This window comes from Paenibacillus woosongensis (assembly GCF_030122845.1).
Classification (GTDB): Bacteria; Bacillota; Bacilli; order Paenibacillales; family Paenibacillaceae; genus Fontibacillus; species Fontibacillus woosongensis_A.
In genome coordinates, this window is the sequence record NZ_CP126084.1 from 126,065 (window position 1) to 148,661 (window position 22,597).

Annotated in this window: 15 protein-coding genes, 10 tRNA genes, 3 rRNA genes and 1 other RNA gene; 28 read left to right on the forward strand and 1 reads right to left on the reverse strand. The window is 50.7% G+C overall.

Annotated elements, in window-relative coordinates; translation table 11 throughout:
- Nucleotides 1-475 precede the first annotated feature (475 nt).
- The 8 genes from rpoE to rpmE all read left to right on the forward strand — a co-directional run bounded on the left by rpoE (nucleotide 476) and on the right by rpmE (nucleotide 9,113).
- The gene (gene rpoE / locus QNH46_RS00575) at nucleotides 476-1,033 is read left to right on the forward strand and encodes a DNA-directed RNA polymerase subunit delta (protein WP_283926485.1); all 558 of its coding nucleotides are present in this window, start codon (nucleotides 476-478) and stop codon (nucleotides 1,031-1,033) included.
- A gap of 284 nt (nucleotides 1,034-1,317) precedes the next feature.
- Nucleotides 1,318-2,919: a CTP synthase gene (pyrG, locus tag QNH46_RS00580; protein WP_283926486.1), complete on the forward strand. Its 1,602-nt coding sequence runs from the start codon at nucleotides 1,318-1,320 to the stop codon at nucleotides 2,917-2,919.
- A 132-nt stretch (nucleotides 2,920-3,051) separates the two neighbouring features.
- Nucleotides 3,052-3,429, forward strand: coding sequence for a response regulator (locus tag QNH46_RS00585; protein ID WP_283926487.1), 378 nt, complete (start codon nucleotides 3,052-3,054; stop codon nucleotides 3,427-3,429).
- Between the two features lie 256 nt (nucleotides 3,430-3,685).
- Nucleotides 3,686-4,540 carry a class II fructose-1,6-bisphosphate aldolase gene (gene fba, locus QNH46_RS00590; protein ID WP_213595526.1) on the forward strand — a complete coding sequence of 285 codons (855 nt, stop codon included), beginning with the start codon at nucleotides 3,686-3,688 and terminating at the stop codon, nucleotides 4,538-4,540.
- A 185-nt stretch (nucleotides 4,541-4,725) separates the two neighbouring features.
- Nucleotides 4,726-5,979, forward strand: a complete 1,254-nt coding sequence (gene murA, locus QNH46_RS00595; protein ID WP_283926488.1) for a UDP-N-acetylglucosamine 1-carboxyvinyltransferase — start codon at nucleotides 4,726-4,728, stop codon at nucleotides 5,977-5,979.
- Nucleotides 5,980-6,135: 156 nt separating this feature from the next.
- Nucleotides 6,136-7,473: a transcription termination factor Rho gene (gene rho, locus QNH46_RS00600; protein WP_283926489.1), complete on the forward strand. Its 1,338-nt coding sequence runs from the start codon at nucleotides 6,136-6,138 to the stop codon at nucleotides 7,471-7,473.
- Between the two features lie 65 nt (nucleotides 7,474-7,538).
- Nucleotides 7,539-8,807 carry a radical SAM family protein gene (locus QNH46_RS00605; RefSeq protein ID WP_283926490.1) on the forward strand — a complete coding sequence of 423 codons (1,269 nt, stop codon included), beginning with the start codon at nucleotides 7,539-7,541 and terminating at the stop codon, nucleotides 8,805-8,807.
- Nucleotides 8,808-8,915: 108 nt separating this feature from the next.
- A complete protein-coding gene (gene rpmE / locus QNH46_RS00610; protein ID WP_155613487.1) occupies nucleotides 8,916-9,113 on the forward strand; it encodes a 50S ribosomal protein L31 in 198 nt (65 codons plus the stop codon).
- 94 nt (nucleotides 9,114-9,207) lie between these two features.
- On the opposite strand, the gene QNH46_RS00615 is transcribed toward rpmE, so the two are convergent.
- Nucleotides 9,208-10,470: a stalk domain-containing protein gene (locus tag QNH46_RS00615; RefSeq protein WP_283926491.1), complete on the reverse strand. Its 1,263-nt coding sequence runs from the start codon at nucleotides 10,468-10,470 to the stop codon at nucleotides 9,208-9,210.
- 147 nt (nucleotides 10,471-10,617) lie between these two features.
- Here QNH46_RS00615 and ffs point away from each other — a divergent pair.
- The 20 genes from ffs (at nucleotide 10,618) to QNH46_RS00715 (ending at nucleotide 22,523) form a co-directional block, all read left to right on the forward strand.
- Nucleotides 10,618-10,885, forward strand: an RNA gene (gene ffs / locus QNH46_RS00620) — signal recognition particle sRNA large type.
- A 238-nt stretch (nucleotides 10,886-11,123) separates the two neighbouring features.
- Complete coding sequence (dnaX, locus tag QNH46_RS00625; RefSeq protein WP_283926492.1) at nucleotides 11,124-12,875, forward strand: DNA polymerase III subunit gamma/tau; 1,752 nt, start codon at nucleotides 11,124-11,126, stop codon at nucleotides 12,873-12,875.
- Nucleotides 12,876-12,941: 66 nt separating this feature from the next.
- Nucleotides 12,942-13,253 carry a YbaB/EbfC family nucleoid-associated protein gene (locus QNH46_RS00630; RefSeq protein ID WP_213595537.1) on the forward strand — a complete coding sequence of 104 codons (312 nt, stop codon included), beginning with the start codon at nucleotides 12,942-12,944 and terminating at the stop codon, nucleotides 13,251-13,253.
- A gap of 27 nt (nucleotides 13,254-13,280) precedes the next feature.
- The gene (gene recR, locus QNH46_RS00635; protein WP_055105465.1) at nucleotides 13,281-13,880 is read left to right on the forward strand and encodes a recombination mediator RecR; all 600 of its coding nucleotides are present in this window, start codon (nucleotides 13,281-13,283) and stop codon (nucleotides 13,878-13,880) included.
- A 144-nt stretch (nucleotides 13,881-14,024) separates the two neighbouring features.
- Nucleotides 14,025-14,321, forward strand: coding sequence for a DUF2508 family protein (locus tag QNH46_RS00640; RefSeq protein WP_213595541.1), 297 nt, complete (start codon nucleotides 14,025-14,027; stop codon nucleotides 14,319-14,321).
- Nucleotides 14,322-14,359: 38 nt separating this feature from the next.
- On the forward strand, nucleotides 14,360-14,623 hold the full coding sequence (locus tag QNH46_RS00645; protein WP_213595551.1) for a pro-sigmaK processing inhibitor BofA family protein: 264 nt from the start codon (nucleotides 14,360-14,362) through the stop codon (nucleotides 14,621-14,623).
- 295 nt (nucleotides 14,624-14,918) lie between these two features.
- A 16S ribosomal RNA gene (locus QNH46_RS00650) occupies nucleotides 14,919-16,474 on the forward strand.
- Nucleotides 16,475-16,557: 83 nt separating this feature from the next.
- Nucleotides 16,558-16,674, forward strand: a 5S ribosomal RNA gene (gene rrf, locus QNH46_RS00655).
- 45 nt (nucleotides 16,675-16,719) lie between these two features.
- Nucleotides 16,720-16,796, forward strand: a tRNA-Ile gene (locus QNH46_RS00660).
- Nucleotides 16,797-16,893: 97 nt separating this feature from the next.
- Nucleotides 16,894-16,969 (forward strand) — tRNA-Ala (locus QNH46_RS00665).
- A gap of 354 nt (nucleotides 16,970-17,323) precedes the next feature.
- Nucleotides 17,324-20,251 (forward strand): 23S ribosomal RNA (locus QNH46_RS00670).
- The 16S, 23S and 5S rRNA genes sit together here with 10 tRNA genes alongside, the layout of an rRNA operon.
- Nucleotides 20,252-20,394: 143 nt before the next feature.
- Nucleotides 20,395-20,486: transfer RNA gene (locus tag QNH46_RS00675), tRNA-Ser, on the forward strand.
- Between the two features lie 22 nt (nucleotides 20,487-20,508).
- A tRNA-Met gene (locus tag QNH46_RS00680) sits at nucleotides 20,509-20,585 on the forward strand.
- Nucleotides 20,586-20,593: 8 nt separating this feature from the next.
- Nucleotides 20,594-20,669, forward strand: a tRNA-Val gene (locus tag QNH46_RS00685).
- A 20-nt stretch (nucleotides 20,670-20,689) separates the two neighbouring features.
- Nucleotides 20,690-20,765, forward strand: a tRNA-Thr gene (locus tag QNH46_RS00690).
- 23 nt (nucleotides 20,766-20,788) lie between these two features.
- A tRNA-Asp gene (locus tag QNH46_RS00695) sits at nucleotides 20,789-20,865 on the forward strand.
- A gap of 119 nt (nucleotides 20,866-20,984) precedes the next feature.
- Nucleotides 20,985-21,057 (forward strand) — tRNA-Phe (locus QNH46_RS00700).
- A gap of 42 nt (nucleotides 21,058-21,099) precedes the next feature.
- Nucleotides 21,100-21,185, forward strand: a tRNA-Tyr gene (locus tag QNH46_RS00705).
- Nucleotides 21,186-21,189: 4 nt separating this feature from the next.
- A tRNA-Lys gene (locus QNH46_RS00710) sits at nucleotides 21,190-21,262 on the forward strand.
- Between the two features lie 214 nt (nucleotides 21,263-21,476).
- Nucleotides 21,477-22,523: a PucR family transcriptional regulator gene (locus tag QNH46_RS00715; RefSeq protein ID WP_283928307.1), complete on the forward strand. Its 1,047-nt coding sequence runs from the start codon at nucleotides 21,477-21,479 to the stop codon at nucleotides 22,521-22,523.
- Nucleotides 22,524-22,597 lie beyond the last annotated feature (74 nt).

Consider the following 22,597-nt stretch of genomic DNA (forward strand, 5'->3'; position numbering starts at 1 on the left):
TCCTCCCGAGTTAGCGTGTTGGAGTATATTATGATGAAGCTGCTGACCGGGAGTGGGGAAGTGGCCCTGTTCCAAGGAAATGGGCAAACAGGCCTGCAGCTATCAATAATAAAAATATTGTTAGAAATGCTGCAAAAGGCTGTAAGTCCCGTGTCCAAAGGAAGAATATAGACATAGGATGAAGTGAAGGCCTTAAAGGGTCTTCATGACCACCCGAAGAGAAGGCTCGCGCCTTTTTCTCGGTCGGATACAGTCGAGAGACGGCGAACGATTTGTTCCCGTCTTTTCTAATGGATTTAGCGCCGCAGGGCAATACACGATTTGGACACGTTTTAACCACACTATTAAACTTGACATCTTAATACCAAATAGGTTTTACTTAGGTGTGATATGGATATGTTAGTGAAGGAGTCAAGTTCCAATTTGATTTCGGCACCTGTATAGTGAACTTTGCGTGAGAGGAAGTGTCCGCCTGGTGAGTACCCCACTTAATTTGAAAATCGACCCGGAGAAGGTCCATGAAATTCCAATGGTTGACTTGGCCTTTTTGATTTTGAAAGCGGCGAATACACCGTATTATTACCGCGACCTGATGAACGAGGTAGCGAAGATCCGCAATATGTCGGAGGAAGAAATTAATGAAGCGATCGCTCAATTGTACACGGAGATTAACATTGACGGTCGATTTGCCTGCGTAGGCACGAACCTGTGGGGCTTGAAGCGCTGGTATCCGATTGAGAAATCTGAGGATCCTGTGGCGAATGCGAAGCGTCCACGCATCATTAACGATGATGATGACGATTTGGAAGACGAGGACTTCACGGATGAGGAAGACGATTTCACGGACGAAGACGACGATTTCGATGCGATCGATGATGAGGACGATCAAGACGAGCTGTTCTCGGATGATGACGATGACAGCGTCGACGAAGTTGATGAAGAGCCGCTGATCGATGATGAAGAACTCGATGAAGAGGACGAAGATTCGGATTCCGAAGATGAGGAATTCGAGGATGAATACGAAGATAAATAAACCCGGTTTTCATCCTTTGAGTTTGCACGAAATTGCCACAATTGTAACCTCTTGAAATGCTCTCTTCTTTACTTGACAGGGGAGATGCTAACGGGTAAACTATTGCATGGGCTTATGATTCAAACCTATAAATATGTTCTAAATTTTAAAAGTGCCCCGACCTATTCGGGTGTCACTTTTTTGTTTTTTTATGTCCATTTTAGCTATGATTCGTGGGCTAATGGGTTACGCTATGATCTGAGTCGCCTGAATTTCTGGACTATTATGTAGGAGGTTTTTTGACTGTGGCAAAATATATTTTCGTAACAGGCGGGGTTGTATCTTCCCTGGGCAAAGGGATTACGGCCGCTTCACTCGGCAGGCTGTTAAAAAATAGAGGTTTAAAGGTAACGATCCAGAAATTCGATCCTTACATTAACGTGGATCCGGGTACGATGAGTCCTTACCAGCACGGGGAAGTGTTCGTCACGGACGACGGGGCCGAGACTGACCTTGACCTTGGTCACTACGAACGCTTTATCGACATCAACCTGTCCAAGAACAGCAACGTAACGACGGGCAAAATCTATTCCTCCGTCATCGGCAAGGAACGCCGCGGAGAATACCTCGGCGGAACAGTTCAAGTCATCCCGCACATTACGAATGAAATTAAAGAGCGTGTATTCGTGGCTGGCCGCGAGGCCGGGTCGGACGTGGTCATTACAGAGATCGGCGGAACGGTGGGCGATATCGAGAGCTTGCCTTTCCTGGAAGCGATCCGCCAGATCAAGAGCGACGTTGGCCGCGACAATGTCATGTATATCCACGTCACGCTTATTCCATATATCAAGGCTGCTGGGGAAGTCAAAACGAAGCCGACCCAGCATAGCGTCAAAGAGCTTCGCAGCATTGGCATTCAGCCGAACGTGATCGTATGCCGTACGGAGCATGAGTTGTCCGAAGACATGAAGGCGAAGATCGCTCTCTTCTGCGACATCGATGCCAATGCGGTAGTAGAGTGCCGCGATGCGGACACGTTATATGAAATTCCTCTTAACTTGCAAGGGGAAGGGCTTGACGAGATTGTCGTCAATCACTTGAAGCTGAATGCACCAGCTCCAGATATGAGCGAGTGGGTGAAGCTGGTTGACCGGATCAACAAACTGGAGAAGACGGTTGAAATTGCAATCGTCGGCAAATACGTAGCTCTTCATGATGCGTACCTGAGCGTCGTAGAATCGTTGTCGCATGCCGGCTTTGACAATAATGCGGAAATTAAAATTCGCTGGGTGAATGCGGAGGATATTACCGCAGATAACGTAGCTGAGCAGCTGAAGGGCGTCGGCGGCATTCTGGTGCCCGGAGGATTTGGCGACCGGGGGATCGAAGGCAAAATTACGACGATCCGTTATGCCCGCGAGCAGAAAGTTCCGTTCTTCGGCATTTGCCTGGGCATGCAGGTAGCTGTCATTGAAACTGCACGTGCGCTTGCTGGCCTGGAAGGCGCGAACAGCTCGGAGATCAATCCGGCTACGCCGCATCCGGTGATCGATCTTCTGCCAGAGCAGAAGGATATCGAGGATCTGGGCGGAACCATGCGTCTCGGCTTGTACCCATGTAAGCTAGTGCCGGGCTCCTTGGCTGAGCAGTGCTACAAGTCAGAGCTGGTGGATGAACGGCATCGCCATCGTTATGAGTTCAACAACAACTATCGTGAACAACTGGAAGCGGCAGGCCTGCGCATTTCGGGAACGTCCCCAGACGGCCGTCTCGTCGAAATCGTCGAGCTTCCTGACCATCCGTGGTTCCTGGCTGTTCAATTCCATCCTGAATTCACGTCCCGTCCGAACCGGCCGCAGCCGTTGTTCCGCGAGTTCGTGAAGGCGTCGATTGCGCATAATTCTTAATTTTTTTCTCTTCCTGTAGGAATCACGAATGATTTTAAGTATCTTTTTACCAAATTAGAAGGGATTTTCTAAATCGAGGCGAATTATACCTTATGAGAATTACAAGGGCTAGACTTGTAGGAGGGTGTCTCAGTGGAAGAGAAGAAAGTGTTAATTGTCGATGATCAGAACGGAATCCGTATTTTATTAATGGAAGTGTTCAGCAGCGAGGGCTATAAGACATTCCAGGCTGCCAATGGCAAGCTGGCTTTGGAGATCGTCCGCAGCGATTCACCGGATCTGGTGCTTCTCGACATGAAGATCCCCGGCATGGATGGACTCGAGATATTGAAGCATATTAAGGAAGTCAATCCGGCCATTAAGGTTATCATGATGACAGCTTATGGCGAGCTGGATATGATCAAGGAAGCGACAGAGCTTGGCGCGTTGAGGCATTTTACGAAGCCTTTCGACATTGATGAAATGAGAATGGCGGTAAATATGGAGCTGAAAGGCGGCGCCGTCCTTTAAGCGAAAGCAGCAATCAAATATGTCGTAAAGACAGCCTCCTTCGGGCATGGGGAATTTCGTTTCCCTTCGCTTGAGGGAGTTTTTTTTACATATATGTGGGTAAGGTTTTTAGGTGGGGATCAACTATCGGTTGGCGGCATAATTTCATAAATAGATGGAAAAGCTTGAATAGTATTTTTGTCGGGTTGTGTTATAATAATTACGTGTGAATGTCGGCAAAATGAATACAAACAAACGTCCTAGGAGGATTGGAGCCATGCCATTAGTAAGTATGACAGATATGTTGAACAAAGCTCTTAAAGGAAAGTATGCAGTGGGTCAGTACAACATCAACAACCTGGAGTGGACATACGCGATTCTTGAAGCTGCCGAAGAAGAGAAATCTCCGGTAATTCTTGGCGTATCCGAAGGTGCAGCTCGTTACATGGGCGGATTCAACACCGTTGTGAAGATGGTGCAAGGCCTGATGGAAGACTTGAAAATCACAGTTCCTGTAGCGATTCATCTTGACCACGGTTCGAGCATTGAGAAATGTAAAGAAGCGATCGATGCCGGATTTACTTCCGTCATGATTGACGATTCCCACAGCCCAATTGAGAAAAATATCGAAACGACGAAAGCTGTCGTTGAATATGCGCACGCTAAAGGCGTATCCGTTGAAGCCGAAGTAGGTATGGTCGGCGGACAAGAAGACGACGTCATCGGCGAAGTAATGTACGCGAAGCTGGATGACTGCGTACGTATCGTGAAAGAGACAGGCATCGATACGCTTGCGCCGGCTCTTGGCTCCGTACACGGTCCTTACAAAGGCGAACCGAATCTTGGCTTCAAGGAAATGGAAGAGATCTGCAATGCGGTTAGCCTTCCGCTAGTTCTGCATGGCGGTACGGGAATTCCTACGCATGACATTAAGAAAGCCATTTCCCTCGGTACTTCCAAAATCAATGTGAACACGGAGAACCAAATGTCCTTCACGAAAGTGGTTCGCGAAGTTCTGGCCGAGAAGGCTGAAGCTTACGATCCTCGTGTATTCCTTAAACCTGGCCGTGAAGCTATCAAGCAAACGGTTATCGGTAAAATGCGCGAGTTCGGTTCCAGCAATCAAGCCTAAGCCAATAACTCCAGGCACAGTTTGCAATTCATATCACAAGAAAGACACCGCTCCTCGGGCGGTGTCTTTCCTATTTCAGTACATAAGTGGTATTATGGATAAGAATCGTTGAGTGCTATTGAGCAAGATGTATTATGTCCAATGGATTGAGGAACTATTTTCGGCTTCAGGGGGATTTTCTTCTTATGGAAAAGTTAATGATTCATGGCGGACGCCCGCTCAGGGGGACCGTTCAAATTAGTGGAGCCAAGAACAGCGCGATTGCGCTCCTTCCTGCCGTCATCCTGGCGGAATCGGAAGTAACTCTGGATAATTTGCCGCATCTTAGCGATGTGGCGGTATATACGGAAATATTGGAGGAGCTGGGAGCGAGGGTAACCTGGACGGACGGCAAAATCAAGATCGATCCGAGCCAGATTCGCCCTATTCCGATGCCTAACGGCCCCGTGAAGAAGCTGCGGGCCTCTTATTATATGATGGGCGCCATGCTGGGCAGATTTGGGGAGGCAACGATTGGGCTGCCAGGGGGCTGTAACTTCGAGCCACGTCCCATCGACCAGCATATTAAGGGGTTTGAGGCGCTGGGAGCCACGGTTACGAATGAGCACGGCTCCATCCATCTCCAGGCTAAAGAGCTGAGAGGCGCCAAAATATATCTGGATGTGTGCAGCGTCGGTGCTACGATTAACATTATGTTGGCGGCCGCGAGAGCCAAAGGCTCCACGATTATTGAGAATGCTGCGAAGGAGCCTGAAATTATAGATGTTGCCACATTGCTGAACTCGATGGGAGCCAGCATCAAGGGCGCGGGGACCGAGACGATCCGAATTGAAGGGGTTAGGGAGATGAGCGGCTGCCGCCACTCGATTATTCCTGACCGGATTCAGGCGGGTACTTATATGATCGCTGCAGCCGCGACCCGCGGCGACATGATCATCGACGGGGTTATTCCGAAGCACCTTGAGGCGCTTACGGCGAAGTTAATCGAAATGGGCGTTACGGTCGAAGAAATGGACGAGTCCATTCGTGTTCTTGGCGCGCCTCGGTATGAGCATGTTGACGTGAAGGCCCTTGTCTATCCAGGCTTTCCGACGGATATGCAGTCTCCGATGACCAGTCTGCTTACACAGGCGGAAGGGGTCAGTGTATTAAGCGATTTCGTGTATAGCAGCCGGTTCAAGCATGTCCCGGAGCTCGTACGGATGGGCGCGAAGATTCGCGTGGAAGGGCGCTCGGCCATTATCGAGGGCGGCGAGCTGAACGCGGCTAAGGTCAAGGCGACCGATCTGCGGGCAGGGGCGGCGCTCGTCATTGCGGGCCTTACCGTCAAGGAAGGGGTCACGGAAGTATCCGGCGTCGAGTTGATCGATCGCGGGTACGATCGTCTTGTGACCAACCTGCGTGCACTCGGTGCCGATGTGTGGCGTCAGGCAGAGTAGAAGTTCTCTGCCGCTCGCATATTTTTGCTGGAACCGGGTAATATTAGTAAAATGCGTCTATCAATTTTCTGATTTTTAGACTTATACTGGTTTCATAGTGTAATAGACAATCAATCATTGCTGCACAACGAAAAAATTGAATAGGTGGTATACTATATGGATTTACAAATTGCCGACTTGGAAGAAATGAAACTGACCGAGCTGTACAAGCTGGCGAAGCAGTATCAGATTCCTTATTACGGCCAGCTTAAGAAGAAAGAACTTATCTTTGCGATCCTGAGGGCTCAGGCGGAACAGAGCGGTCTGATGTTCATGGAAGGCGTCCTGGAGATCTTACCCGAGGGCTACGGCTTCCTCCGCCCGATCAACTATTTGCCCAGTACGGAGGATATTTATATCTCGGCCTCCCAGATCCGGAAATTTGATTTGAGGACAGGTGATCTGGTGTCCGGCAAATGCAGGGCGCCCAAAGAAAATGAACGATACTTCGGACTATTGCAAGTGAATGCCGTTAATGGCGAGAACCCGGCCATCGCAGCAGAGCGTCTGCACTTCCCGGCATTAACACCTCTTTATCCGCAAAGCAAGCTCGTGCTTGAAACAACCCCTAACCATTTATCCACTCGCATTATGGATGTTCTAGCCCCTGTTGGACTTGGACAACGCGGTTTGATCGTGGCACCGCCCAAGGCAGGAAAGACGCTGTTGCTAAAGGAAATCGCCAACAGCATTTCTACTAATCATCCCGAGATTGAGCTATTTGTGTTACTTATCGATGAACGCCCGGAGGAAGTTACGGATATGCAGCGTTCGGTAAAGGGGGAAGTGATCGCTTCCACGTTCGATGAGCTGCCTGAGAACCATATCAAGGTGGCTGAGCTTGTGCTGCAGCGCGCGCTTCGTTTGGTAGAGCATAAGAAGGATGTTGTTATTCTGCTAGACAGCATAACTCGTCTGGCCAGAGCCTATAACCTGGTCGTTCCGCCTTCAGGCCGTACGCTGAGCGGGGGGATCGATCCCGCGGCCTTCCATCGTCCGAAGCGTTTCTTTGGGTCGGCTCGGAATGTAGAGGAGGGCGGAAGCCTGACCATTTTGGCAACGGCTCTAGTAGATACGGGCTCCCGCATGGATGACATCATTTACGAAGAGTTCAAGGGGACTGGAAACATGGAGCTTCACTTGGATCGGAAGCTAGCGGAGCGCCGGATTTTCCCGGCTATCGATATCCGCCGTTCCGGGACGAGACGCGAAGAAGTGCTCTTGACGAAAGAAGAGCTTGATACGATTTGGTCTATCCGCAAAAATATGAACGACTCCTACGACTTTGTGGAGGGGTTCTTGAAAAAGTTGCGTGACAGCAAGACTAACGAGGAGTTTCTAGCTTCCTTCGACACCGCTGGCAATAACGCAGCTTCGTCTGGCAGTGGAAGCAGCACGCGCCGTACGACCCGTACCGCTGCGCCTTCAGGCTCCGGATCGGGTTCGTCATCTTAACAATAGGCCTGGCGCCATGGAATGGCTGAAGCATTCCGCAATCGAAAGGCAAAGAGGAGAACGACATGTATTTAGTATATGCAGACAACAAAGGGCAAGTATATGATCACCCCTCAATGTACGGTTTGGCTCGCAGCGGGGACATGATCGTGGAAATTCTGGAGGATGAGCTCATTCCGCTGCCAGAAGGGGCGACTCTGGTCGGGCTTCCCTCAACGAGGCCGGTAGGGATGGATCCAGACACCGGTGAAATGATGCCGGTCCCTGGAGATGTCCAGGCCGTGGGGGCTCTGCTTCCACAGGGATTTACCCGCCTCTGTCTTCCGGGTTATGTAAAAACGGATAAAAAATATAAGCTCCCGCTGTTCGGATATTCTGCGGTGGTATGGAAGGACGGCCAATTTTACGTAACGGCGCGTTTATCCGACGATCCCGAGAAATGGAATCCTTTGAATTGCGATCCGCTGGAGCTGAAGAATCAAGTCAAGGCGCTGCGGACAAAATATCCCGAGAACCGCTTATACGAGCATCTCTCGAATTGTGCCCTGGGATATGAATGTTTGACTGCTTCGAACACGTTCCTGAATCGCTGGGAGGGTGCGGTTCCCGTGTCGTACTCTTGTAATGCGGGCTGCTTTGGCTGCATCTCGGAGCAGCCGGATGACAGCGGGTTCGTCGCTCCGCAGACGCGCATGAACTTCCGTCCGCGCGTCGAAGAAATCGTTGAAATCATGCTGGAGCATTTGAAGACCCCGGAATCGATTATCAGCTTCGGTCAAGGCTGCGAGGGAGAGCCTTCGACGCAAGCGAAGCTGATCATCGAAGCGATCCGCGAGGTTCGGCGCCAGACGGATATAGGTTATATCAATATAAATACGAATGCGGGGCTGAGCGACCATATCCGCGGCATTGTCGATGCCGGGCTTGATTTGATGCGCGTGAGTACGATTAGTGCGTTGGATGATCATTATAATGCTTACTACAAGCCCCGCGGGTATTCTTTGGCGAATGTAGAGAAGTCGCTCCGCTATGCCTCGGATCAGGGCGTGTATACGTCGATTAACTACTTGATTTTTCCGGGCGTGACGGATCGGGAGGAAGAGATCGAGGCGATGATTGAATTCGCCCGTCGTACAAAGCTTCGCCTGATTCAGCTTCGCAACCTTAATATTGACCCAGAGAGTTATTTGCAGCTTATTCCTCCAGCAAAAGGGGATATATTCGGCATGAAGCAGGCGATTGAAATATTTCAGCAAGAGCTGCCGGATGTAGTCATCGGTTCTTATACCCATGTACCCCCTGCTGAATTAGCACGAGTAAAAGTACGGGGGTAAACCTCATATATTCCAATTGCGCGACAAAACATGGCGTGATATAATCACGTTATGTGTCATTATAACTCTGTGCACGCTTGAGGCCCAGGGCGGAAAGAAGGTGAAGTCATGAACGAAGCTATTCAACCTAAATATCACGTGACAACGGTAACTTGCGCTTGCGGAAATACCTTTGAGACAGGTTCTGTGAAACAAGACCTGCGCGTTGAGATTTGCTCCAACTGCCATCCATTCTTCACAGGTAAACAGAAATTCGTGGATGCTGGTGGACGTGTTGATAAATTTAAGAAGAAATACGGCATCTAATCTACGTTTGATAGAGACATGCTGCGTTGCGGCATCGTGAAATACATGGAAAATCCCCTGCCATCAGGCGGGGGATTTGTTGTCGTTACCGATTTTATTTTTTGAATTCGATACTTTGTTGCATTTGTGTCCACTCGTCGCTGCTGACTAACCCGAGTCTCCATATCGCTATGCCTTTGAGGCTGTAGCGTTTTGCTAAGCCGATCAGCGTGTTCACTGAATGGGTATTCTCGCTGTTAAGGTTCAGACCAAGCACCAGCTTGTCCTTCTTCGTCTCCTTCAGGGCAAGGCGAATCGCTTCATCCACTTTATCGGCAGGCTCCGGCTGTCCTGTTCCGCCGCTGCTGCGGTAATCATAGGCCATGATGATGATTTCGTCGGCAATTTGGCCTAGCGCTTTGTAGTCATAGCCTTGATACGAGGAGTTCAGCGGATGGAGCGCAAGAGCCAGCCTCAGATTCTCGGATTTGGCTTGCAAGGATACCTCCTTGACGAAGGCAGTGAAGGAAGAACGGGTCTTCGCTTTGTCCGTGGTAAGTCCCAGCCCTTCGAAATCCAGCAGGATGCCTTGAAATTGATTGTTTTTAGCGGCAGCGATCATTTCTGTAATGGCCTGTTTCCGGGCGTCGGCATTTTCGATGATTTTGGTTAATTCGCCATGAACGTCTCCCGAGTAGACCATTAAATAGGGGAGGGTCCGTGATTTGGCCGCTTCATTGACCAAACTCTCGGGGGTGATGTCTCCCGCAGGCTGGGGCCATTTGAAATCTTTTCCGCTTAGCGTAAATTTGCCGTTCTCGTCAATCCGGCTCCAACCGAAGGCGACGGAGTCCAGGCTTGGTATGACCGATGCGTCGGAGAAGGACGAGATGGCGTAGAAGCCCATGGTATACATTCGCTGCTTCGGGGAGGAGATTGAGACGGTACGCGTTTTCTGATCCCAGTTGACTTGGGCGCCGAATTGCTGGCTGAAGAAGCTGAGCGGGATTAAGGTATGCCCGTCTGAAGTCTGGGGCGCTACCGCCAGGTCTACACTGGATCCATTCACGGTCGACTTCCTGCTGTTTAGGGTGAGCTGTACGCGAACAGAACTAGGACCATTCCCTTTGACGGCGGAGATGCTCTTTGTGTTTGCGTCCCAAGTTACTTGAATGCCGAGCGCTTCTGAGATCGCGCGAAACGGCACAAGAGTAGTTCCCTCTTTAATGATAGGCTCGGCTGGAAACTGCAGGGGGTATCCGTCAAGCATGATGCGGATTGAGGTGTCGGCATGAGCTTGCTGCGGCAGCGACGTTACTCCGCTAAGAGTGCCGATCCATATCGAGGCGGCGAGGGCGAATTTACCTATTCTTCTCATTAAGGTACATCCTCTCTATGAAGTTCCATATTATTCTATAAATATATCAAACTTTGAGAGAGAAGGCATGTGTTCACGAATAATCTTAAATAGACAACTTTTACCGTCAGTTGCATTTTGGACAGGTATGAGCTATACTTATTTTCACCGTGCTAGATGGGGAGGTAGCGGTGCCCTGTAACTCGCAATCCGCTATAGCGAGGTTGAATTCCTGTTAGAGGTCTTGCTGATGTGAGGTCCGGTCTTTACGGCAGACGTTGACAGACGGGTCCTCCGCAATGAGTACCTGTGAACCTGGTCAGGTCCGGAAGGAAGCAGCCATAAGCAGTCATACTTTTGTGCCGGGGGGAAGCCTGTCTCGAGTTGCGCCGTAAAGGTGCCGCTTGGATCGCAATGATCAATAACAGGTGCACGGCTACATAGGTTTATAGAGCGACATCTTTGTCTTTCGGACAGAGATGTTTTTTTTTTTGTTTTTATTTACCGGACCCCTTCGTCCGAAATCATCCGCAATCTTCCTGCTTGTATTGAAGGGAGTGAAGGGTTAATCTTTTACTCGGGGACATGTCCGGATAGAAGTTTTTCTCGTCCCTCGAGTATAGTATAATGGGAAAGTGACGATTATCGTTTCAAGAAGAAAGAAGGTGCCGCATATGGAGCATATTGCGCTGTACCGTGCTTGGCGGCCGCAGTCGTTTCAGGACATGGTAGGACAACAGCACATTATTCGCACGCTGCAGAACGCGATTCGGGAGCAGCGGCTGTCGCATGCTTATTTGTTTAGCGGGCCTCGGGGAACGGGGAAGACGAGCGCGGCCAAAATTTTGGCCAAAGCCGTGAACTGCAAGAAGGGGCCGGCTTCGGAGCCGTGCAACGAATGTGACGCTTGCCGCCGGATTACGGCAGGGGCTGTTATGGATGTACTTGAGATTGACGCCGCTTCCAACAGGGGAGTCGAGGAAATTCGTGATTTGCGCGAAAAGGTGAAATATGCCCCTACCGAGGTGCGGCAGAAGGTTTATATTATTGATGAAGTTCACATGCTGACGACGGAAGCATTTAATGCGCTGCTTAAGACGCTGGAGGAGCCGCCGCCGCATGTCATGTTTATCCTTGCGACAACGGAGCCGCACCGGCTTCCAGCAACGGTAATATCCCGCTGTCAACGCTTTGACTTCCGCCGGGTATCCCTGGAGGAACAGTGCGAGCGGTTAAAGCTGATTTGCGAACAGGAGGGCATTACGGCCGAGGATGAAGCTATCCAGTATATCGCGCGGTTGTCGGATGGCGGCATGCGGGATGCGCTGAGCATCCTGGATCAGATCGCTTCGTTCTCAGACGGGCATGTATCCTACAAGCAGGCGCTGGATATGACAGGCGGGATTCCTTCGAAGCAGTTCGCGGAAATCGCGAAGACGCTGATCGAAGGCGATGTCGGCGGTATGCTGCAGTTGATTGAGGGTCTTATGCAGGAAGGCAAAAGCGCTGATAAATGCATGGAGAATCTGCTGTATTACTTCCGGGATTTATTGATGATTAAAATGGTGCCGAATGCGGAAAAAATGACGGAGCGCGCGCTGGATCTCCAGGAATTCAGAGAGATGGCAGAAGTGTTTACGCGCCCGCAACTGTTCCGGATTATCGACACGCTGAACCATTATCAGACCGAGATGAAATATGCGCTGCAGCCGCAGACGCTGTTTGAGGTAGCTCTTTTGAAGCTCTGCAGCATTCCGCAGAGCGAAGAAGCGGTTAATGTACAGGCTGCCTCTGCTGTTACTGCGAGCTCCCCTGCCGATCCATCTGAGATTCAGCAGCTTCGCCGGCAGGTGGCGGAGCTGGAGAAGAAGCTTGAGCGCGCAATGCAGGGGGGACTCGGTGGCGGAAGCCAAGACGGGGATAACAGAGGGAATCGCCCGGCATCGCGGACGACGGCGCCTCGCGTGGCCTCGAAGGCCAAGATCCCAGCGGGGATTGACCGCTATGTAGCCCAGCGCAGCAGCCCGGAATTCATGGAAGTGCAAGGAAAATGGAATCAGGTGCTGCAAGGGGTTAAGGATGAGAAGATTACCATTCATGCCTGGTTTGTGAACGGCGAGCCCGTTTCCGTGCTGGATGATGCCATCCTAGTCGCATTCAAGAACGATATTCACCGCGAAACTACAGAGAAGCCTGCGAACAAGCAGCTCATTGAAATGGTAATGGAGCGGGTGATGGGTTCACCGTACCGTCTGGTGACGATGATGCTCAAGGACTGGAATGACAGTATTGAAGGCGCTGGGTCAGAGACATCGAAGGAGGAGCCTTTTCAGTTAGAGCCCTCGGATGATGGCGGCGGCAAGGAGCCATGGGTAGACGAGGCTTTGAACATGTTTGGGGATGACCTCGTTGTTGTGAAGGAGTAACAGGCTGGATTTTTGTACAATTCTGATTAACATATAAATGACTAAGAAGAAGGAGATGTTGGACAGATGAACAATATGAACCAAATGATGAAGCAAGTGAAGAAAATGCAGGAGCAAATGCTGAAAGCCCAGGAGGAGCTCGGCAGCAAAACCGTCGAGGGAAGCGCGGGCGGCGGCGTAGTTACCGTTGAAGTGACCGGACATAAGAAAGTGTTGTCCATCAATATCAAGCCAGAGGCTGTAGATCCGGACGACGTGGAAATGCTGCAGGACTTGGTGCTGACCGCGGTAAATGATGCGCTTGGCAAAGCGGATGAGCTGGCTAACAACGACATGGGTAAATTCACAGGCGGAATGAAAATTCCAGGCCTGTTCTAATTATACGACTGAAGGAGATCACGCTCATTGTATTATCCCGAACCGATCGCCAAGCTGATCGACGCTTTTACTCATCTGCCGGGAATCGGCCCTAAGACGGCCGCGAGGCTGGCGTTTCACGTGCTGAACATGAAGGAAGACGATGTGATTGATTTTGCCAAGGCTCTGGTTAGCGTCAAACGGAATCTTCACTACTGTTCAGTATGCTGCAATATTACGGATACCGATCCTTGCCGGATTTGCCAGGACAAGACGCGGGATTCATCCGTAATTTGCGTAGTCCAGGACTCCAAGGATTTGGTGGCCATGGAACGGACGAAAGAGTTTGATGGTTACTATCATGTACTGCAAGGCGCTATTTCACCCATGGAAGGACTTGGTCCGGATGATATCCGGCTGAAGGAGCTGCTTAACCGCCTTAGCGATGAGCGGGTTAAAGAGCTGATTTTGGCGACTAACCCCAACATCGAAGGAGAGGCTACGGCGATGTATATTTCTCGCCTCGTGAAGCCGTTCGACATCCGGGTTACCCGGATTGCCCATGGGCTGCCGGTCGGCGGCGACTTGGAGTATGCGGATGAAGTAACCTTATCCAAGGCGCTCGAGGGGCGGCGTGAATTAAGGTAACTTTAAAGAAGGTTAATTCGGAAGCACTGGTTTTATGACCAGGGCTTCTTTTTTACTTTTTATAGCCCATTTGTACGCGGTAGTTCTAAGTTTGTCCCTTTCCCGATACACATGAAATATACCGATCTGGGGGGCGGATAAAACGTGAAATTGAGGCAATGGCTGCTGAGCAGGAAGAAAATGAGACAGTACGATAATGAGCTTGAATATAAGGAGCAATTGTATCGTGAGGTAATGAAAGCCCGGCGACAGTGGGAGCAGGCTTATTGTGCCCTTCAGGAGGCAGTGGGTGCGGATGAGGTAGATATAGCCATATATACGCTGGAAGCCGCGGAAAGAAGGTACCAGGTTCACTTAAGGGCGGCAAAGCAGGCGAATGTGACATGGGAGCCATTTCAATTTGGGTCATACTCAAAGGACGGATTCTATCTTCGAGACTGATAGGCGATATATGTTTCTGTTAGGAGGGGGGACGAATGATGAAAATGATATTGTCTCTGGTGCTTATCGGGTCATTGCTGCTGCTAGGTTATATCGTGTTTTCGCGCAGACTGGGATTGGCATGGCTTACTCGCCTTGGCCTTCATGTTGTGTTGGCTGCACTCGGAATATATATCGTCAATTTCTCGGGTCTGCTCACGGAGACATATATTCCGATGAACCCGGTCACGATAAGCACGGTGCTTATTCTTGGCCTGCCTGGTGTAGGTTTACTGCTTGGGCTTAAATTAACAATGTTATAATCACATTTCGTGGTTGACGTTAAATTGAGTTCTGTGATACATTATAAATCGCTTCTTCAAATGGCCGTGCTTGGCAGGGTCAGTCAGTAAAATATTTTTTTAAAAAAAGTATTGACTTAAGAAGAGTGAGTATGATATATTATAAAGGTCGCTGCTGAAACAACGGCGACACGCGAAACAAGGTTGATCTTTGAAAACTGAACAACGAGTGAGCGGGTTTCACGGAAGTGAAATCTAAATAATAGAGTCAGATGCAAATCTGATCTCGTCAGATTCAAAATGAGCAAGTCAAACTTTATTGGAGAGTTTGATCCTGGCTCAGGACGAACGCTGGCGGCGTGCCTAATACATGCAAGTCGAGCGGAATTATTTTGGAAGCTTGCTTCCGAAATAATTTAGCGGCGGACGGGTGAGTAATACGTAGGCAACCTGCCTGTAAGACTGGGATAACTGCCGGAAACGGTAGCTAATACCGGATAAATCATTTCGCCGCATGGCGGGATGCTGAAAGACGGAGCAATCTGTCACTTACAGATGGGCCTACGGCGCATTAGCTAGTTGGTGGGGTAAAGGCCTACCAAGGCGACGATGCGTAGCCGGCCTGAGAGGGTGAACGGCCACACTGGGACTGAGACACGGCCCAGACTCCTACGGGAGGCAGCAGTAGGGAATCTTCCGCAATGGACGAAAGTCTGACGGAGCAACGCCGCGTGAGTGATGAAGGTTTTCGGATCGTAAAGCTCTGTTGCCAGGGAAGAATGTCTTGGAGAGTAACTGCTCTGAGAGTGACGGTACCTGAGAAGAAAGCCCCGGCTAACTACGTGCCAGCAGCCGCGGTAATACGTAGGGGGCAAGCGTTGTCCGGAATTATTGGGCGTAAAGCGCGCGCAGGCGGTCATTTAAGTCTGGTGTATAAACTCGGGGCTCAACTCCGAGTCGCACTGGAAACTGGGTGACTTGAGTGCAGAAGAGGAGAGTGGAATTCCACGTGTAGCGGTGAAATGCGTAGAGATGTGGAGGAACACCAGTGGCGAAGGCGACTCTCTGGGCTGTAACTGACGCTGAGGCGCGAAAGCGTGGGTAGCAAACAGGATTAGATACCCTGGTAGTCCACGCCGTAAACGATGAATGCTAGGTGTTAGGGGTTTCGATACCCTTGGTGCCGAAGTTAACACATTAAGCATTCCGCCTGGGGAGTACGGTCGCAAGACTGAAACTCAAAGGAATTGACGGGGACCCGCACAAGCAGTGGAGTATGTGGTTTAATTCGAAGCAACGCGAAGAACCTTACCAGGTCTTGACATCCCTCTGACCGGTCTAGAGATAGGCCTTTCCTTCGGGACAGAGGAGACAGGTGGTGCATGGTTGTCGTCAGCTCGTGTCGTGAGATGTTGGGTTAAGTCCCGCAACGAGCGCAACCCTTAGGTTTAGTTGCCAGCACATGAAGGTGGGCACTCTAGATCGACTGCCGGTGACAAACCGGAGGAAGGTGGGGATGACGTCAAATCATCATGCCCCTTATGACCTGGGCTACACACGTACTACAATGGCCAGTACAACGGGAAGCGAAACCGCGAGGTGGAGCGAATCCTATCAAAGCTGGTCTCAGTTCGGATTGCAGGCTGCAACTCGCCTGCATGAAGTCGGAATTGCTAGTAATCGCGGATCAGCATGCCGCGGTGAATACGTTCCCGGGTCTTGTACACACCGCCCGTCACACCACGAGAGTTTACAACACCCGAAGTCGGTGAGGTAACCGCAAGGGGCCAGCCGCCGAAGGTGGGGTAGATGATTGGGGTGAAGTCGTAACAAGGTAGCCGTATCGGAAGGTGCGGCTGGATCACCTCCTTTCTATGGAGTACCTCGCTTCCGTAGCGAAGCGGTACAAATACAGCTCACTCGTTGATCAGTTTTGAGAGTTCAACTCTCAAGCGTTTGGTGGCAATGGCGGAGGGGTTCCACACGTACCCATCTCGAACACGACCGTTAAGCCCTCCAGCGCCGATGGTACTTGGACCGCAGGGTCCTGGGAGAGTAGGACGTCGCCAAGCGCACCCCGTTTTATGGGTGTTATTTAAATTGAACATTCCCTGTATGGGCCCTTAGCTCAGCTGGTTAGAGCGCACCCCTGATAAGGGTGAGGTCGGTGGTTCGAGTCCACTAGGGCCCACCATACAACTCCATAATATGCGTCATGCTTGATGAAGCTCCCGTGATTTGTTACGGGACAAGTTTCGGAGTGTGCCGTAAATTTTTTGGGGCTTGGATATGGGGCCATAGCTCAGCTGGGAGAGCGCCTGCCTTGCAAGCAGGAGGTCAGCGGTTCGATCCCGCTTGGCTCCACCATACACAATATCTCTTCCATAACTTACCGCTTGAACGGTGAGCGCGGATTTGATAAGATAGTCTTCCGCCGGTAAAATGGGGGTTGGACAGATTGACAGGAATTTTGAACGTCACCGTAGGTGATCATTATAAAAGTTCCGTCCTTGATCCTTGAAAACTGGATAACGAAACGAAATTTGCGTTTTAGAAAATTCCTTTTATCTGAAACTTGTGTCTAACAAGTTTTGAATTAAAAGTGGCTAGCGTAGGTTTGAGACTGGAGATCCTTTGTGAGACGATTTCTACCTTGTATGAATTTACTTGATCAAGAAATCGGCGAACAACAGAGCGCCAGGCGCAAAACCGAAGTATTATGGTTAAGCTACTAAGAGCACACGGAGGATGCCTAGGCGCTAGGAGCCGAAGAAGGACGTGGCGAACAACGAAACTGCCTCGGGGAGCTGTAAGCAAGCTTTGATCCGGGGGTGTCCGAATGGGGAAACCCGGCTGTGTTCATACGCAGTCACTCACATCTGAATACATAGGGTGTGAAGAGGCATACCAGGGGAACTGAAACATCTAAGTACCCTGAGGAAGAGAAAACAAAAGTGATTCCGTCAGTAGCGGCGAGCGAACGCGGATTAGCCTAAACCAGAGAGCTTGCTCTCTGGGGTTGTGGGACGTCTCACATGGAGTTACAAAGGAACCGATTAGACGAACAGGTCTGGAAAGGCCGGCCATAGAAGGTAAAAGCCCTGTAATCGAAAGTCTGTTCCCTCCGAGACGGATCCCGAGTAGTGCGGGGCACGTGAAACCCCGTATGAATCTGCCAGGACCATCTGGTAAGGCTAAATACTCCCTAGCGACCGATAGTGAAGCAGTACCGTGAGGGAAAGGTGAAAAGCACCCCGGGAGGGGAGTGAAAAAGAACCTGAAACCGTGTGCTTACAAGAAGTCAGAGCCCTATTTATGGGTGATGGCGTGCCTTTTGTAGAATGAACCGGCGAGTTACGTTCCCGTGCAAGGTTAAGGTGAAGAGCCGAAGCCGCAGCGAAAGCGAGTCTGAATAGGGCGATTGAGTACGTGGACGTAGACCCGAAACCGGGTGATCTACCCCTGTCCAGGGTGAAGGTGCGGTAACACGCACTGGAGGCCCGAACCCACGTATGTTGAAAAATGCGGGGATGAGGTGGGGGTAGCGGAGAAATTCCAATCGAACTCGGAGATAGCTGGTTCTCCCCGAAATAGCTTTAGGGCTAGCCTCGGTGAATAGAGTCGTGGAGGTAGAGCACTGATTGGGTGCGGGGCCCGCCAAGGGTTACCAAGCTCAGTCAAACTCCGAATGCCATAGACTTATAACCGGGAGTCAGACAGTGAGTGCTAAGATCCATTGTCAAGAGGGAAACAGCCCAGACCATCAGCTAAGGTCCCCAAGTGTGTGTTAAGTGGGAAAGGATGTGGAGTTGCACAGACAACCAGGATGTTGGCTTAGAAGCAGCCACCATTTAAAGAGTGCGTAATAGCTCACTGGTCGAGTGACTCTGCGCCGAAAATGTAACGGGGCTAAACACACCACCGAAGCTATGGCTTGATGCTTTGCATCAGGGGTAGGGGAGCGTTGTATGCGGATTGAAGTTGGACCGGAAGGACTGGTGGACTGCATACAAGTGAGAATGCCGGTATGAGTAACGAAAAGATCAGTGAGAATCTGATCCGCCGAAAGCCCAAGGTTTCCTGAGGAAGGTTCGTCCGCTCAGGGTAAGTCGGGACCTAAGGCGAGGCCGAAAGGCGTAGTCGAAGGACAACAGGTTGAAATTCCTGTACCACCGTAATCCGTTATGAGCGATGGGGTGACGCAGTAGGGTAGTGACGCGAGCTGATGGATGCTCGTCCAAGCAGTGAGGCTGATGTGTAGGCAAATCCGCACATCGTAAGGCTGGGCTGTGATGGGGAGGGAAAATTTACAGTACCGAAGGTCATGATCTCACACTGCCAAGAAAAGCCTCTAGCCAGGAGAAGGTGCCCGTACCGCAAACCGACACAGGTAGGCGAGAAGAGAATTCTAAGGCGCGCGGAAGAACTCTCGTTAAGGAACTCGGCAAAATGACCCCGTAACTTTGGGAGAAGGGGTGCCCCGGTAGTGTGAATAGCACGAGGGGGCCGCAGTGAAAAGGCCCAAGCGACTGTTTAGCAAAAACACAGGTCTGTGCGAAGCCGTAAGGCGAAGTATACGGGCTGACGCCTGCCCGGTGCTGGAAGGTTAAGGGGAGCGGTTAGGGGTAACCCGAAGCTGTGAACCGAAGCCCCAGTAAACGGCGGCCGTAACTATAACGGTCCTAAGGTAGCGAAATTCCTTGTCAGGTAAATTCTGACCCGCACGAATGGCGTAACGACTTGGGCGCTGTCTCAACGAGAGATCCGGTGAAATTTTAATACCTGTGAAGATGCAGGTTACCCGCGACAAGACGGAAAGACCCCATGGAGCTTTACTACAGCTTGATATTGAACTTTGATGCGATTTGTACAGGATAGGTGGGAGCCTAGGAATCCGGAGCGCCAGCTTCGGTGGAGGCGCCGTTGGGATACCACCCTGATCGTATCGAAGTTCTAACCTGGGACCGTGATCCGGTTCGGGGACAGTGTCAGGTGGGTAGTTTGACTGGGGCGGTCGCCTCCTAAAGAGTAACGGAGGCGCCCCAAGGTTCCCTCAGAATGGTTGGAAATCATTCGCAGAGTGCAAAGGCAAAAGGGAGCTTGACTGCGAGACTGACAAGTCGAGCAGGGACGAAAGTCGGGCTTAGTGATCCGGTGGTACCGCATGGAAGGGCCATCGCTCAACGGATAAAAGCTACCCTGGGGATAACAGGCTTATCTCCCCCAAGAGTCCACATCGACGGGGAGGTTTGGCACCTCGATGTCGGCTCATCGCATCCTGGGGCTGAAGTAGGTCCCAAGGGTTGGGCTGTTCGCCCATTAAAGCGGTACGCGAGCTGGGTTCAGAACGTCGTGAGACAGTTCGGTCCCTATCTGTCGTGGGCGTAGGAAATTTGAGAGGAGCTGTCCTTAGTACGAGAGGACCGGGATGGACGCACCGCTGGTGCACCAGTTGTTCCGCCAGGAGCATAGCTGGGTAGCTACGTGCGGATGGGATAAACGCTGAAAGCATCTAAGCGTGAAGCCCTCCTCAAGATGAGATTTCCCAATTAGTAAGACCCCTTGAAGACGACGAGGTTGATAGGCCTGAGGTGGAAGTGCAGCAATGTATGGAGCTGACAGGTACTAATCGGTCGAGGGCTTATCCAAATAACACCCCAAAAAGTGAAGCGGAGGCTTCGAAGAGTATACCGAATATTTTTCGGGGGCCCCGGTGAACCAAGTAAGGGCTAACACGCAAATGAAGTTTCGTATCCAGTTTTCAAGGATTAACTTCCTTGAATTTATGGCTTGGAGAGGTACCCAAGTGGCTATAAGGGGACCCTCTGCTAAGGGGTTAGACTGCGTAAGCGGTGCGAGGGTTCGAATCCCTCCCTCTCCGCCATTTTGTACAAGTATATATGTTTGGCGGCGTAGCTCAGCTGGCTAGAGCGTACGGTTCATACCCGTGAGGTCGGGGGTTCGATCCCCTCCGCCGCTACCATAATTTTCGGAGGCTTAGCTCAGCTGGGAGAGCATCTGCCTTACAAGCAGAGGGTCAGCGGTTCGATCCCGTTAGCCTCCACCATATTTATATAACTCACCTATGCCGGTGTAGCTCAATTGGTAGAGCAACTGACTTGTAATCAGTAGGTTGGGGGTTCAAGTCCTCTCGCCGGCACCATTTTTTCTTGGAGCTGTTATTGCGGAGCCGTGGTGTAGAGGCCTAACATGCCTGCCTGTCACGCAGGAGACCGCGGGTTCGAATCCCGTCGGCTCCGCCATTACTTCCTTGAATAAGGGATGAGAACCCGTCAAGGGTTGGCAGAATCAAAATAGTGTTTCCACAAAAGTGGGAAAGTTATAAACTTAACCGCTTTATTTTTTTGACCAAATTTAATATGGCTCGGTAGCTCAGTCGGTAGAGCAGAGGACTGAAAATCCTCGTGTCGGCGGTTCGATTCCGTCCCGAGCCACTTTTATGCTCTCAGGAAACGCCCTGATCTAGCATGAAACCTGGAGGCTTAGCGAAGTGGCCAAACGCAGCAGACTGTAAATCTGTTCTCGTACGAGTTCGGTGGTTCGAATCCATCAGCCTCCACCAGTACGAGCCATTAGCTCAGTTGGTAGAGCACCTGACTTTTAATCAGGGTGTCGAAGGTTCGAGTCCTTCATGGCTCATCCTAAAAGCCGTCAATCTAAGATTGACGGCTTTTTTGTTGTTGTACGCGTTTTTACGAGCGAGGCAAATTTTATTTTATTCCGGGGAACATGATACAATATGGACTATAGTCAATAAAAAACGGGGATTGTCCGGAAAGGCCATCTTATGGAGATCAACTTACTCAAGAAACAGCTTGAACTCATAGTTAAGGCTCCTGTCCATTTGTCCAACATGGAAATGCAGGAGTGGGAAAGATTGACGAATGATCATAAATCAAAAGGAGCGGGGATCGCTCGCTCTGCGGTGCTGAAGGATCGCTCACTGTGGTTGGGGGGCGTTGATCAGCAAACGGTTCAAGTGCTTGAAGCGGATACGTCCAACCTGTCGGAAGCGGAAGTAAAGCTGATCGAGCTTTTAATGGCAGCTGTCGTAGGGGAAGCATGTTTGCCGGCAGCAGGTGCGAAGAAGGATGACGAGCATCGAAGCCGTCAGTTGGGCGCATGGATTCAAGAGCAGTTAGAGCAGGGCGAAGATAAGGCGAATGCCCCAGAGTCGTTAACTTTAACAACCAAGATGGATGGAATGATGATTCCTTTTTTGCTGGGCTGGGAAACTCATTCGGTTACAGATATTTCGTATGCGAAGTTAAATAAACTGCTGCGCAGTTATTTTGGCGGCGATATCGTACTGCTGCCGCTTAAGGAAGAGTGGTATGTGCTTGTCGGCGAGAAATTGCTGGCCGATCTTCGCGACGAGAACGATGAAGGTTTGGATACGGAGAGGGATATGCTTGGTGCACTCAGTCAAGGCATGTATGAGCTCGTCGCCAATGAATGGGGCGGAGGCGGATTCCATTTGGCGGTAGGCGATCCGATTGCACCAGAGCAGGCGTTGGTCTCGACAGCGCTGCTGCTCCGGGAGACACTGACGTTAGGCCGGCTGTTCCATGTCACGGAACAAATTCATCTGTCCTGGGAACTGCGTCTGGAACGCCTTGTCTACAGCATCCCGGATGCCCAGCGGCAAAGATTTATTGAGGATACCGGAAGCCAGATCAGCTTGATGCAGGATGAAGAGATTTTATCCACGCTGGATACCTTTTTTCAATTGGATTGCAACGTGAGCGAGACTGCCAAGCGATTATATATTCATCGCAATACACTGCTGTACCGGCTGGATAAGTTCAAGCAGGAGACTGGCCTTGATGTGCGCAGATTCCATGATGCGGTCATAGTCAAGCTGGGGATGCTATTGTATAAAGTGACAAATAGGGAATAGGTTTTTTGTGCATTTTGTGGATAGCGCTTTATTGCCCAGGTAGGTTAATATAAAGATACGAAATGAATCCGATT

Bases quoted from the DNA above. Each gene is read 5' to 3' on its own strand.
- dnaX (WP_283926492.1), top strand. From the start codon at position 11,124: ATGGAGCATATTGCGCTGTACCGTGCTTGGCGGCCGCAGTCGTTTCAG.
- QNH46_RS00630 (WP_213595537.1), top strand. From the start codon at position 12,942: ATGAACAATATGAACCAAATGATGAAGCAAGTGAAGAAAATGCAGGAG.
- QNH46_RS00615 (WP_283926491.1), bottom strand. From the start codon at position 10,470: ATGAGAAGAATAGGTAAATTCGCCCTCGCCGCCTCGATATGGATCGGC.
- QNH46_RS00715 (WP_283928307.1), top strand. From the start codon at position 21,477: ATGGAAATGCAGGAGTGGGAAAGATTGACGAATGATCATAAATCAAAA.
- QNH46_RS00605 (WP_283926490.1), top strand. From the start codon at position 7,539: ATGTATTTAGTATATGCAGACAACAAAGGGCAAGTATATGATCACCCC.
- murA (WP_283926488.1), top strand. From the start codon at position 4,726: ATGGAAAAGTTAATGATTCATGGCGGACGCCCGCTCAGGGGGACCGTT.
- QNH46_RS00645 (WP_213595551.1), top strand. From the start codon at position 14,360: ATGAAAATGATATTGTCTCTGGTGCTTATCGGGTCATTGCTGCTGCTA.
- rho (WP_283926489.1), top strand. From the start codon at position 6,136: ATGGATTTACAAATTGCCGACTTGGAAGAAATGAAACTGACCGAGCTG.
- rpmE (WP_155613487.1), top strand. From the start codon at position 8,916: ATGAACGAAGCTATTCAACCTAAATATCACGTGACAACGGTAACTTGC.
- fba (WP_213595526.1), top strand. From the start codon at position 3,686: ATGCCATTAGTAAGTATGACAGATATGTTGAACAAAGCTCTTAAAGGA.